Annotated in this window: 11 protein-coding genes; 5 read left to right on the top strand and 6 right to left on the bottom strand. The window is 57.6% G+C overall.

The annotated features are described in order from the left end of the window. Positions 1–98: 98 nt before the first annotated feature. Positions 99–1,385, bottom strand: coding sequence for a phosphate regulon sensor histidine kinase PhoR (gene phoR, locus AB9N64_RS17195; RefSeq protein WP_178123077.1), 1,287 nt, complete (start codon positions 1,383–1,385; stop codon positions 99–101). Between the two features lie 81 nt (positions 1,386–1,466). Continuing rightward, entirely contained in the window at positions 1,467–2,156 is a 690-nt protein-coding gene (gene phoB, locus AB9N64_RS17190; RefSeq protein WP_003195617.1) for a phosphate regulon transcriptional regulator PhoB, read from the bottom strand. Between the two features lie 151 nt (positions 2,157–2,307). Here phoB and AB9N64_RS17185 point away from each other — a divergent pair, with 151 nt between their 5' ends. After that, positions 2,308–2,685 carry a hypothetical protein gene (locus tag AB9N64_RS17185; protein ID WP_014720512.1) on the top strand — a complete coding sequence of 126 codons (378 nt, stop codon included), beginning with the start codon at positions 2,308–2,310 and terminating at the stop codon, positions 2,683–2,685. A 121-nt stretch (positions 2,686–2,806) separates the two neighbouring features. Here AB9N64_RS17185 and ubiA read toward each other — a convergent pair whose 3' ends face one another. Both ubiA and AB9N64_RS17175 read right to left on the bottom strand, forming a co-directional pair. After that, entirely contained in the window at positions 2,807–3,697 is an 891-nt protein-coding gene (gene ubiA / locus AB9N64_RS17180) for a 4-hydroxybenzoate octaprenyltransferase (RefSeq protein WP_014720511.1), read from the bottom strand. After that, entirely contained in the window at positions 3,697–4,260 is a 564-nt protein-coding gene (locus AB9N64_RS17175) for a chorismate lyase (protein WP_014720510.1), read from the bottom strand. The genes ubiA and AB9N64_RS17175 overlap by 1 nt, the downstream gene beginning before the upstream one ends. Positions 4,261–4,455: 195 nt before the next feature. On the opposite strand from AB9N64_RS17175, the gene AB9N64_RS17170 reads away from it, so the two are divergent. From AB9N64_RS17170 to AB9N64_RS17155, 4 genes are all read left to right on the top strand, one after another. Next, on the top strand, positions 4,456–4,623 hold the full coding sequence (locus AB9N64_RS17170; RefSeq protein WP_014720509.1) for a rubredoxin: 168 nt from the start codon (positions 4,456–4,458) through the stop codon (positions 4,621–4,623). A gap of 36 nt (positions 4,624–4,659) precedes the next feature. Further along, positions 4,660–5,808, top strand: coding sequence for an NAD(P)/FAD-dependent oxidoreductase (locus AB9N64_RS17165; protein ID WP_371359552.1), 1,149 nt, complete (start codon positions 4,660–4,662; stop codon positions 5,806–5,808). A 190-nt stretch (positions 5,809–5,998) separates the two neighbouring features. Next, positions 5,999–6,274, top strand: a complete 276-nt coding sequence (locus AB9N64_RS17160) for an HU family DNA-binding protein (RefSeq protein WP_003195589.1) — start codon at positions 5,999–6,001, stop codon at positions 6,272–6,274. Between the two features lie 274 nt (positions 6,275–6,548). Beyond that, complete coding sequence (locus tag AB9N64_RS17155) at positions 6,549–7,643, top strand: type III secretion effector protein (protein WP_014720506.1); 1,095 nt, start codon at positions 6,549–6,551, stop codon at positions 7,641–7,643. 222 nt (positions 7,644–7,865) lie between these two features. Here the strand turns inward: AB9N64_RS17155 and AB9N64_RS17150 are convergent, their stop codons facing one another. Together AB9N64_RS17150 and AB9N64_RS17145 are read right to left on the bottom strand one after the other, a co-directional pair. After that, positions 7,866–8,627, bottom strand: coding sequence for a pentapeptide repeat-containing protein (locus tag AB9N64_RS17150; protein ID WP_169855613.1), 762 nt, complete (start codon positions 8,625–8,627; stop codon positions 7,866–7,868). Further along, the gene (locus AB9N64_RS17145; protein ID WP_371359551.1) at positions 8,624–13,006 is read right to left on the bottom strand and encodes an RHS repeat-associated core domain-containing protein; all 4,383 of its coding nucleotides are present in this window, start codon (positions 13,004–13,006) and stop codon (positions 8,624–8,626) included. Before AB9N64_RS17145 ends, AB9N64_RS17150 begins: the two co-directional genes overlap by 4 nt. Between the last annotated feature and the right edge of the window lie 12 nt (positions 13,007–13,018).

Below are 13,018 nucleotides of genomic sequence, written 5' to 3'. Positions count from 1 at the left end.
CTTGCCTGCGATGGCGGTCTGCCTGCTACCGATAATTTGGCTGACCCGCCGCCATCGCAGGCAAGCCAGCTCCCACAGTGGGCCGTGCTCACTTCCACTTAATCATCGGCCTCGACCGCTCGCGAACGGTTTACCTGCGCCGGCGGAAAATGGCAGGTAAAGGTACTGCCATGCCCCAGCACGCTGCTGATTTCCAGGCGGGCCCGATGGCGCAGCAGCACATGCTTGACGATGGCCAGGCCCAGCCCGGTGCCGCCGGTATTGGAGTTACGGCTGGAATCGACACGGTAGAAGCGCTCGGTCAGGCGCGGCAGGTGCTTGGCGTCGATACCGATACCCGAGTCCTGCACACTCAGGTGTGCGCCATGCTCGTCGGCCCACCAGCGAATGCGGATATTGCCCTTGTCCTGGGTGTACTTCACCGCGTTGAACACCAGGTTGGAGAAGGCGCTGCGTAGTTCGCCTTCACTGCCCTTGAGCAATACGGTTGGGTCGGCCTCCAGCGTGATCTGCTGCCCGCGTTCGCCTGAGAGCGCCTGGGCATCGTTCTTGATCGTCTGCAACAGGCTCTGCACCGCCACGGGGTGGTTATCCGAGGGGTAGTCCGTGGCTTCAAGCTTGGCCAGCAACAGCAGGTCGTTGAGCAGGGTTTGCATGCGTGAGCCTTGTTGCTGCATCTGCTGCAGGGCGCGGCTCCAGCGCGGGTTGATCTCATCGACATTGTCCAGCAACGTCTCCAGGTAGCCGCAGATCACCGTCAAGGGCGTGCGCAACTCGTGGGAGACGTTGGCGACGAAGTCCTTGCGCATCTGTTCCAGCTGGTGGATACGGGTCACGTCACGTACCAGCATCAAGTGTTCGTTGTTGCCGTAGCGGGTCAGGTACAGCTGGATGCGCACGCGGTCGTTGGTGGGCGAGGGGATTTCCAGGGCTTCTTCGTAGTTGTCCTGCTCGAAGTACTCCTTGAAGCGCGGGTGGCGTACCAGGTTGGTTACCGGCTGGCCGCTGTCCTGAGGGGTCTTGAGGCCCAGCAGGGTCTCGGCGGCGCGGTTCCACCATTCGAGGTTGCCGTCGCTGTCGAGCATGATCACCGCGTCCTTGAGTGCGGCGGTGGACTCCTGCACCCGGTCGATCACCGCTTGCAGGCGCCCGCGTACCCGTTGGTCGCGGCGTTGCAGGTGGTAGATGCTGTCGAACACCTCGCCCCACAGGCCGTAGCCATCGGGCGGTGCTTCGTCGGGTTTGTGCTGGCGCAGCCATTCATGCAGGCGCAGCAATTGTTTGAGGGTCCAGCCCAGGTACAACGCGATGCCGGCGGCCAGGCTCCAGCCGTAATAGCCACTGATCAGCCCGACCAGCAGGCAGGCAGTGATCAACAGAAGCATGTGGCGGATCAGGGTGCCGTGCCAGTTCTGGTTCACTTAAACATGCGTCCTTGTCAGCTGTTTAGGGAGGAAGGGACTGGCTCAGCCTTTGGTAGAAAACCGATAGCCGGTGCCGCGCACGGTTTGTACCAGATTCTCGTACGCATCGCCCAAGGCTTTGCGCAGGCGGCGGATATGCACATCCACAGTGCGCTCTTCCACATAGACGTTGCCGCCCCATACCTGGTCGAGCAGTTGGCCACGGGTGTAGGCACGCTCCTGGTGGGTCATGAAGAACTGCAGCAGGCGGTATTCGGTCGGTCCCATCTCGGCAGGCTTGCCGTCGATGGTCACGCGGTGGCTGATCGGGTCCAGGATCAAGCCGTCGACTTCGATAGGCGCTTCGCCATCGGTCGGGCCGGCGCGGCGCAGCACGGCTTTGAGGCGCGCCACCAGTTCCCGTGGAGAGAACGGCTTGGTGATGTAGTCATCGGCGCCGACTTCCAGGCCCTGGATCTTGTTGTCCTCTTCGCCCTTGGCGGTGAGCATGATGATCGGGATATCCCCGGTCAGCTCGTCACGCTTGAGACGGCGGGCCAACTCGATGCCTGAGGTGCCGGGCAGCATCCAGTCGAGCAGGATCAGGTCCGGCTTGCGGTCGACGATAATGGCGTGGGCCTGCTGGGAGTTCTCCGCCTCCAGGCAGTCATAGCCGGCCATTTCCAACGCGACGGCGATCATTTCGCGAATGGGCGCTTCGTCGTCAACGATCAGAATGCTCCTGCCAACCATGCTCAATCCTCTTGTCATTTAACTGTCTTGCGCCGCATTAGATAACGGAATTATTGCAGTCGTGTGACAGTAATTTAGTCGCTTGGGCAATTAACGGCACTCTGGACTACCCTTTGGGTCCGAATCCTGACAACCACAAAGGAAGGTTCCGATGACTTACAGCACTGTTTCCTGGAAAGCCCTGCTGGTATCTGCGGTGTTGACGCTGCCAGGCCTGGCGTTTGCGGCAGAGCCGGCGATGACCCAAGACGGGATGTTAGTGGATCACAAGGGGATGACGCTCTATACCTTCGACAAGGACGCTGATGGCAAATCAGTGTGCAAGGACCAGTGCGCGACCAACTGGCCACCGCTGAAGGCAGAGTCCACTGACACCAAGACCGGCGATTGGACGGTGATCACCCGCGACGACCAGACCAGCCAGTGGGCCTACAAAGGCAAGCCTGTCTACACCTACAAGGACGACAAGAAAGCCGGTGACAAGACCGGTGATGGCAAGGGTAGCGTTTGGCACATCATCAAGCCTTAAGTCTGCGGCGCTGCTGAATCCATCGGAGGCAAGCCCCTCCCCATTTTTTGATCTGCGAATACAGTCAAAATGTGGGAGCTGGCTTGCCTGCGATGGCGTCCCAACAGCCACCACAGAATCCTCAGCGAACCGCGTAATCCACCACGATCCCGACAAAAATCGCCAACCCCGCCCAGTGATTATGCAAGAACGCCTTGAAGCACTTCATGCGGTCCCTGTCCCGTGTGTACCAGAACTCCCAGACAAAACAGCCCGCTGCCGCCAGCAACCCCAGGTGGAACCACCCGCCCAACTCGAACCGCGCGCCGGCCAGCAACAGGCATGCCAGCGCCAGGCCTTGCAGGGTGAGGATGATCACGCGGTCAGCGTCACCGAACAGAATGGCGGTGGATTTCACCCCGATCTTCAAGTCGTCATCGCGGTCGGTCATGGCGTAATAGGTGTCGTAGCCCACCGTCCACAACAGGTTGGCGATGTACAGCAGCCACGCGGTGGCAGGCAAATGGCCGGTCTCGGCGGTAAACGCCATCGGCATGCCCCAGGAAAACGCTGCGCCCAGCACCACTTGGGGGTAATAGGTGTAGCGCTTCATGAACGGGTAGCTCGCCGCCAGAGCCAGGCCGCCCAGGGAGAGCAGGATGGTGCTGGCGTTGGTCAGCAGCACCAGCAGGAAACTGATGCCCATCAGCACGGCAAAAAACACCAGCGCTTCTTTCGAACTGATCTTGCCGCTCACCAGCGGGCGTTGCTCGGTGCGTTTCACATGGCCATCGACCTTGCGGTCGGCCCAGTCGTTGATCACGCAGCCGCCGGCCCGGGTGAGCACCACGCCCAGCACGAAAATCACGATATTGATCAGCGACGGCGAACCCTTGCCGGCGATCCACAGGGCCCACAGCGTCGGCCACAGCAGCAGGTAGATGCCGATGGGCTTGTCCATGCGCGTCAACTGAATGAAATCCCAGGCCCTGGGGTTCAGGCGGTTCAAGGACTTGAGCAGACGTTGGTACATCAGCAGTTCTCCGGATGATCGTGCAACGCGCGCCAGAAACCTGGCAAAAAGACTTCCGCCACCAGCACGCTCAGCGCTCCGCGGTCGAAGCGCGAGCGGCGTGCCCACAGATTATCGGCCTGGTCCGCTGTCGGCAGCCAGGCACGAGGGTAGTGACACACTTCAATGGCCTGGCGGGTGAAGGCGCGGTCGCAGAACAGCAACTCGCCCAGCGAACGGCTGCCCAGCTCGTCCATGTGCAGGCCATCGCCCTGCAAAGCACTGCGGGCCGCCACGCTGCGGGCGAACACCCAAGGCAGGCCGTGCCCGCGCAAATACACCTCGCGTACCCAGCCGATACTGGCCGGCGGCAGGTCCAGGGCGGCGCATTCATCATCGCGCAACGGTTGCCAGCCTTCGAACAGCGGCGTCACGCTGAAAGCCTCGTTGGACAGCCACGTCAGCCGTCGCGTCAGCGAGCCTTCGTCAAATAGCCAGTTGAGGGTCAAGGGCGTGGGCAAGGGGCTCAGAAGGCTCTGGGTCAGCCATTGGCAAGCATCGGGAAGGGCGATTGAGTGCGGCACGGTGAGTCAGTATTGGCAGCAAAAGAGGCGGCGAGCTTACCATGGCACCCTGAACTTTTGCCGCGCCAAACCGGCCGTTTGCGTCGAACGTGCTTGCATCTGCCGGCCCCGATCAGTACAAAACGCCCTGAGCCGCGCGGCAACGCTGGATCCATCGACCGCCGGCCAACACGCCTGAACCTGAGGAAGCACGTAATGAAGAAGTGGCAATGTATCGTCTGTGGCCTTATTTACAACGAAGCGGACGGCTGGCCGGATGACGGTATTGCACCAGGCACTCTGTGGCAGGACGTCCCGGAAGACTGGCTGTGCCCGGACTGCGGCGTGGGTAAGTCGGACTTCGAAATGATCGAAATCGCGTAATCCCGAATTTAAGAAACGTACTACAAGGAGAAAGGAATGAACGCACCTGTCGTGATCATCGGCACAGGATTGGCCGGTTACAACGTCGCCCGGGAGTTTCGCAAGCTCGACAGCGAGACCCCATTGCTGCTGATCACTGCCGATGACGGACGCTCCTACTCCAAGCCCATGCTCTCCACCGGCTTTGGCAAGAACAAGGAAGCCGATGGCCTGAGCATGGCCGAACCCGGCGCCATGGCCGAGCAGCTCAAGGCCCAGGTGAGCACCCATACGCGTATCAGCGGCATCGACCCAGGCCACAAGCGTCTGTGGATCGGCGAGGAAGCGGTGACCTATCGCGACCTGGTCCTGGCCTGGGGCGCAGAAACCGTGCGCGTACCGGTCGAAGGCGATGCGGCTGATTTGATTTTCCCGATCAACGACCTGGAAGACTACGCACGCTTTCGTGCCGCTGCTGCTGGCAAACGGCGCGTGCTGCTGCTCGGCGCCGGCCTGATCGGCTGCGAATTTGCCAACGACCTGATCCTGGGCGGCTATGAAATCGACCTGGTCGCGCCCTGTGAGCAAGTCATGCCGACCCTGCTGCACCCGGCGGCGGCCGCCGCGGTGCAAGCCGGGCTCGAAGGCATCGGCGCGCGCTTTCACCTGGGCCCGGTGCTCAATCGCCTGCAACGCGCCGCTGATGGCCTTGAAGCGCACCTCTCGGACGGCGAAGTGATCCACTGTGACCTGGTGGTGTCCGCCATCGGCCTGCGCCCACGCGTAGACCTGGCCGCAGCCGCTGGCCTGCAAATCAACCGCGGAATCATGGTGGACCGTCACCTCAAGACCTCCCACGCTAATATCTACGCCTTGGGCGACTGCGCCGAGGTCGATGGCCTGAACCTGTTGTACGTGATGCCGCTGATGAGCTGCGCTCGCGCCCTGGCACAAACCTTGGCTGGCAATGCCACGGCGGTGAGCTATGGGCCGATGCCCATCACCGTGAAAACCCCGGTCTGCCCGCTGGTGGTATCACCTGCGCCACGAGGCACCGAAGGCGTCTGGAGCGTCAAAGGGCAGGGTGCCGACATCAAGGCCCTGTGCCGCGATGCCAGCGGCCGTCTGCTGGGTTATGCACTGACCGGCAGCGCTGTCATGGAAAAACTGGCGCTGAACAAAGAACTTCCGCCGTTACTGGCGTAAATACCACCCGTTCTGTCGCAAACATCACGTTCATACCCCGAGAAAGGCCGCCGCGAGACTGGCGCGGCGCCCGAGGGCGTGCCATCCTCACTCCCGTCTGCCGCAGAGTAGAGCCTGCGGCGCCTTGGCGCTGCTCCACCAGAGAGCAGCACGGACATAACAACAAAAAACCGTCAAAGAGGCTTCACATATGCGTAAACCAGATCTCGCAGCCGCCATCGCTGAAAAAGCCGATCTCACCAAAGAACAGGCCAACCGCGTCCTCAATGCCGTCCTCGAAGAAATCACCGGCGCCCTGCACCGCAAGGACAGCGTCACCCTGGTCGGCTTCGGCACTTTCCTGCAACGCCACCGCGGCGCCCGCACCGGCAAAAACCCGCAAACCGGTGAGCCAGTGAAAATCAAGGCGAGCAACACGGTAGCGTTCAAGCCGGGCAAGTCGCTCAAAGACAGCGTCAACCCGTAAGTTAAGCGGTACCGTCTCGAAGGGAGGCGGGGCGGTAAAGAAAATGGGCACGCCGACTGGGTCGGGTGTCCATTTTTATTGTGCGAGAGAAGCATTTTTGCCACCACAACAGACGTTGCCTCTTGCGTAGATATAAGTGAGTACAGTAGCCATTGATCGAATCGATGTTATAGAGTTTCTATATTGACTCAGTGTGGAACTACATCCAAACGACAGGACACATATAGCGCGAGACTGCAGGGAGCGCTCTCTAAACTCATTTAGAGGTGTATATATGAAAGTTCTTGATCTGCCTTTTGTTCCACCTGTCCAATTACCCCACGAGAAAAAAGTAGAAGCGAAGGCTCCGTCGGCGTCGGGTGCTGCCGGAGCAGCCACCGCTAACGTTGAGGGCGTTTCGAGTGGCGCGGACGAGCAGGTATTTAAATGCATAGCAGCGACCCCGGAGGAGATCGCTGCTAAAAAAAGGCAAATGGGTGCTGCGATTGCTAATAATTTGGGACCCGATCAATTAGACCTTCCTGCCCCCGAAGATCTTAAATTCAAACCTGGCGCTCCAGGCAAACCTCACACTCCAGGCAAACCTAGAACTGGCGGAACTAATGGTGGATCTTCCCCTGCCGTGTCCACACCTAAGCCAACTGTGAAGCCTAAGCCAACGGTAACGCCTAAGCCAACTGTGAAGCCTAAGCCAATCACACCTACTCCAACAAAACCAACGGCTGTGCCGAACACTCCGAGTGGTGTAGTGAGCACCGCGCAAAACATTGTGAGTCAGCCACAGAACTTGCCGCCGGCCCCTCCATCAGTAGCGGCCAGTGTGCGTAATGCTTTTATAACGGCCAGTGCAAACAACATAATCAGCAGCCCCTTCACTGTCGGCCAGCAATTCACGTCTAACTACTTCCAGAATAAATTTACAGCGCAAAGTCAGATGCCAGGAGCGCCAGTACAGAATGCAGATGGCACGATTGGAACCGTAGACCCTGCCGCGACGAAAGAGCAAAAAATGGAGGCTCGCCTCACCGGTGCTGAAATAAAAAATGAGGCAACGGCCAACCTGTTTATTTTTCTCAACTTAGGAGCAGAAGCGAATGCGGTGCAGCCGAGCGATCAAGCGCCTAAGGACACAGATGGGCGCCTGAAGAACCTTGAGGCGTCGATGGATGCAATCGAAGAGCAAATGCCGGAGCTCGCTAAACGTTTCAAACTTCTTTACGAACCGTACGAAGCGGCCGAATCATCAGTGGCGCCGACTGAAGAGTCTCGTATGGACAATATTGAAAAACGTCAGGAACACATAAATGAAATGATCAATTTATTGAAGATTGTTCAGAATCAGAGATCGCAGAAAACACCAGGCGTGTAAGGGAGATATAGTGTTTATTTAACAAGTGGGCAGGCAATGCGACGAGCGTTATTGGCTTAAATAACGTTGTCTCTTTTTATGGGCAAGAGCACCAATGAAGGTGACAGGTTTATCTGACTTTTGTGTCGACTTTGATCTGAGTGATCTGCCCATTTTTAGCGTCCTGTCATTAATTTTGGCTCCGATCATCAGAACTTTTAATTCAGGATTGCCCCTCTGTTTTTAAGTGCCCTGAAGAAACTCGATAAATTGTTTGGTGAATTCCGGCCCTTCGTACTCTTCAAGATTCTTGATATTGAAGAGTGCGCCTCGTTGCGTTGTGAGCTTTTGCAGACGGCGTTTCAATAACTTATTGATCGGGTTTTCTGGCTCAGAGATAATCAATGCGAGCGCTTTGCGGGCGCGAACAGACACGTCTTTGAAAAAAATGTGCTGGGGATCTGCAGGGGGAATGATCTGCTCAAGATCACAGTCTGTAAACGTTACCCAATCCAGTTTGCACAATTCAAAATCAACAAGAAGGGGGGTGTTGGGCGGTTCGGATATGAAACTTACCTCTTGTAATTTTCCCGAAAACTTGAGGTTTTTTATTTTGCTGGCATTGAACGAGTTGTCAATGATCTTGCACTGGGTAAATATGCAGTTGCTGAATTCGCAATCTTTCAAAGACGCTTCTCGAAAGTTGCACTTTATGAAAGTGCAGTTCTCGAATTTGCTGTTGCTGAAGCCTGAAGCCTGAAAGTCAACCGTCTTGAAGTGGCAATGGGCTAATAAGGTCTTATTGAAAAATCTTGAACCGGAAAAATCACTTTTCTCAAAGCTGCAGCTTTCCAATATACACTGATCGAAAATCGGATCGGAGAGCTTCGCATCTTTTAATTTACAATCGATAACACGTTCTTTTTCAAAACGCGTTTTTTTAGGTAACACAAGCCCGTCTTGCTGTATGCCTGACAGTACGAATGATGGCATTTTGTCATTCACCATAATATTCCTTCATAACCATTGCCCCAGTCCCCATAACGCCGCTGATGCGTGCCTCTTTTCCAATCAGCCTTAGTCGTGAGGTCCCACCAGGTTTTAGTTTTAGTTTCATACACATCGGGAAGACGCTGCCCTGATTTCGATACCTCCAGGTGTCCCAATGATGGATCATTTTTTACTCTGGTTTTGAAGTTTGCATCAATTCTCTGCCCTACATACCTGCGATAGCGAGAACGTGCTTGTCCGAGATCGCCTCTATCATAGGCTCGTTTCACCGCTGCTCTTTGCCTCGGGGTCAATGACCTTTGGGGGTTACTGTAGACAGCCTTCTTCGCTGCATTGGCATGCGCTTGAAGCTTAGCAGTGGTTGAGCCGCACGGTGCCCATCCCAACGGATCGATCCATCCCGAGGGGTTAGGAGAATACTGATAAAGGTTAAAACCTCCTGCTAGCCCGACAGGGTCCGGCGTTGTAAAACGCCCCACGTCGGGATCATAAAACCGGAATGTATTAAAATGCAGCCCCGTCTCCCGATCCAGATACTGCCCTTGGAATCGTAGATTTTGCTCTTCAATGTAATGTGGCTCCCGCACCTCTTCCAAGGTATTGCCCCACACCTGATAAGTCGCACGCCAGGTAATTTGCCCATCGGCCTCGGTCAGTCGCTCCGGCAGTCCGTTAAGATCATTGTGGTAGTAGCGGGTTTTTTGCAGTGGGCCGATGCCGTCAATCCTGGCCAGGGGCACGTAGCTTTCACCTTCGTATAGATACAGACTGGTCTGGCTGTGTTTGAACTCCTGCAACAGACGTAAACCATCCCAGGTGAAACTCGTCTGGCCCAACGGGCGGCCATTGTAATCATGCTCGGTTTTTTCGATCCGCCGCCCTAGGGGGTCATAGGTCATCCTGACCACGTGGCCGCTCTCATTTCGCACTTCAACCAGCCGGCTTTCCGCATCGTAGGCAAAGCGCTGCAAGCCACGAGCAGAGCTGCGTTTTTCGATCATTCTTCCTAAAGCATCATAGGCATACCGTATGTCTTGATAGACGAGCAGGCGATTATGTCGTATGAGACCACCTTGATTTGGGCGGTCCAGCAGATTGGCCGCAGCGTCATAGGCGTATGTTTCGGTCCGGCCAACTTGGTGGCTTAAAAGGATTCGGTCGGTGCTGTCGTAACCCAGATGTTCTTGATGATCATGTTGGTGGTTTATACGACGTCGCCCGATCAGGTTGTCACTGGGGTCGAAGCTATAGTCCGTCTCGACCAGGGGAGGCAACTGCCAAGGCTGGTCAATGCTGCGACGCTGTCGTGAGCGAACCCTGCCACTTCGGTCGTATGCGGTACTCGTTTTGAGTTGGCCCTGGGTACGCTGTACTTCGCGATGCAAGCGATCACGCTCAAAGTCGCTGATGACTTTTCCATCGATGTTCAACTGATGCGGGTGGCCGCTACCGTAGTACAGCCTGTTCAACCATCGACCGTCGGGCAAGCCGGTTTGAACCAGGTTTCCCAGCTCGTCGTAACGATGCTGCACAGACCCTGCCGAGCTTTGCTCCTCAAGCAGTTGCCCCAGCGCGTCATAGCTGAAACCGAGTAGCTGCTGGCGGCCATCAAGGGCGGTGAAGGTGACACCGACCAACTGGTCGTTCAGGTCGTGTTCATAGACCGTGGTGCCGTCCGCGGTGGTTTTACTGACCAGGCGGCCAACAGGATCGCGCTGAAACTGGTGCGACAACGGCGCTACCGGCTCGCCCTCTGTTCCCGGTAGATAGTCCACGGCAACAATATCGTCCAGTGAATCGTAGGTGTAGCAGCGTCGGCTTTGATCCAGATCCTGCTGCTGCACCATGCGGTCGGCTGCGTCCCACTCAAAGCGATAGCTCTCGCCATTCTCGTTGGTCAGCTTGCGGAGTCGTCCGTAGGCATCATGATCGAACATCACCGAACGGTTATGCGCATCCCGGCGTTGTTTGACCAAGCCACGAACGTCATAGTCATAGCGTGTGGTGCTGCCGGCAGGGTCAACGTGGGCAGTCAGATAACCATTTGCGCTGCGCTGGAACAGTTCGACGCGGCCATCTGGAAGCTGGCATTCCAGTAGTAGCCCCTGAGGACCGTACCGATAGCGCACCGATTCACCCTCGGCATTGGTCTGCACCACCAAATTGCCGAAGGCGTCGTACTGATAGCGAGTGGGATAACCCGAGCAGTCCACTTCTTCGACCAGTTGGCTCCATTCGTTCCAATGCAATGTTCTGGTTTTTTCGGTCGCATCGATGATGCGTACCGGCTGGCCGAAACCGTCATAGACATAGCGCGTACGGTTGCCCAGGGGGTTGATTTCCTCGATGCAGTTACCACGCTGGTCGTAGCGATAATGCCAGCTGTGGCCCGCAGTATCGGTTTCCACCTCGGGCAATGCCCAATGCGCCAGCCACTGCGTGCTGCTGGTTCTGGACAGTGGATCGATGACGGCGCTCAGGTTGCCGCACGCGTCATAGTTGAAACGCCACTGGCCGTTTTGCGGGTCAATCGCACCGAGCAGTTGGCGATCTTCGCTCCATTCAAACTGCCACGTATGGCCGAGGTTATCGATGTAGCGAGTGATCTGGAACTGCGGATTCCAATGCCGAGTGCTGACGCGCCTCAACCCGTCGGTGACGCGCGTAATGCCCGCATCCAAGTCGTAGTCGAAGGTGTATTCATCACCCGCATCTGTCCAGTGCCGACTGACGCGCCATTCCGAGCCGTCTGGTCCAGGTACTTGAGCCCATTGGTAGAAGCAGCGCATGCCACTCGGCAATCGGTGCACGGTCATGCGCCTGCCGCTGTCGTAGGCAAAGCTGCGAAGGGTCGTGCCCTGGGCGTCCAAGACTTCGGCAAGATCGCCGTTGCTGTCATAGCGATAGCTGACGAGCACGTCGCAGCGCCCATCGAAATGGTCTTGGCGCAGGTAACGGCGTTCGATATGGCTTACACGCCCAGGATGCTCTGCGGTGTAGCTTAGGTCGACGTGCATCAAGTCATGGGTGTCGCGCAGGCGGCACAGCCGTCCTTGGGCATCGTAATCAAGGAAGATCCGCCCTTCATTGCGATCACCTAGCAGTTGCAGGCGCATTCGAGAGTGGTTCTGCGGGTCGAGTTCGAACAGCCGATACAGGCCGTCGGTACTCTCGATCAAGACCGCTGCGTCACCACTGCGCCTGACCGCAAGACCTTCGACTGGGTCGAATGCTCCGCCGGACGCAGGGATGTAACCGATCTCCAAGCGCCTTCCCTGTTCATCGATATAAAACAAGTTTTCGTCTTTATCGATCTCGACCGATACCTCATAGGCAACGCTCCAGCCCGCCCCAAAGAGACCGTCGGTCCGTGCGTCGAGGCTGCTGTAGAAACGCTGCCAATCGATGGGAAACAGCCCAGGAAGCACGAAATCCAGTTCATCCTCATCACCTAGAATCTTAGCGCCGGTCGCACTGTGCACGGGGTTGGGGGAGCCGTTCATGGCGCTCTTGAGCGCAGAGGTTATTTTGCTGGTGCCATAGGAGACTCCAGCCCCTACCACCACACTGCCGAACAGGCAGGGCAGTTTGCTCCAAAAGCACTTCACATTGCCGCGTAGCATCAACAAGGCAGTAATCGCCAGCCCCACCCCCGGCGTTTTCCCGCTACGAATCTCCTGCACCACAATGGTCTCACCACCAATGCGCACATCCGGCGAAATCAGGCCCTCAGCCGTCCCAATCTTGGCGTCACAGGTACTGCGATCACCGCTGCGTGCCGCAGGCTGCCCGTTGATGAACACCGAGCTGGAACCTTCGGCAATAAACTGCAGGGGCATGGGCGGATGCTTGTTGCACGCCACGGTGTCCAGCGGGCACGGCTCGGTGCCGGGGGCGGGCGAGGCGACGGTCGGGCGCCACATCTGCGAGAAAAACTCCCCGGCCATATCCAGGAAGCTCGGCGCTGCCGGCTCGCTGGGCGCGACCGGTACAGCCGTCATCTTGCCTGCGGCGCGGGCGGCCTTTTTGCCATTGATGAACACGTTGTGCGAACCGCTGGTGATGAAGGCATCGATCACCGGCGGGAACACCCAGTTGGCGGCGGACTCGCACCAACTGGATATCTTCAAGTCCGCCCCCGTGAGGCCAGCGGTAATACCGACGACCGCGCCCACCACCAACACCAGGGCTACACCGCCGGTGGCGATGGTTGCACCCGTCGCGAGGAACACCGCCCCGGCAACGGCCAGGCAGCCCACGGTGGTGAGCGCCGCATAGGCGGCCACTTCCAGCACGCCGCCGAGAATATCGGCCATCACCGAGGTGTGCAGCAGTGCGTCGCCTTCGCGGGCCGCCCAAAGATCCTCACTCATTGCTCAGACTCG

Origin of the sequence: Pseudomonas sp. KT_2_4, from assembly GCF_041410225.1 — a bacterium.
In the GTDB taxonomy this organism is placed as follows: Bacteria; Pseudomonadota; Gammaproteobacteria; order Pseudomonadales; family Pseudomonadaceae; genus Aquipseudomonas; species Aquipseudomonas paracarnis.
The sequence above is the reverse complement of the archived record's forward strand: the minus strand, read 5'-3'. Positions and strand labels throughout refer to the sequence as shown.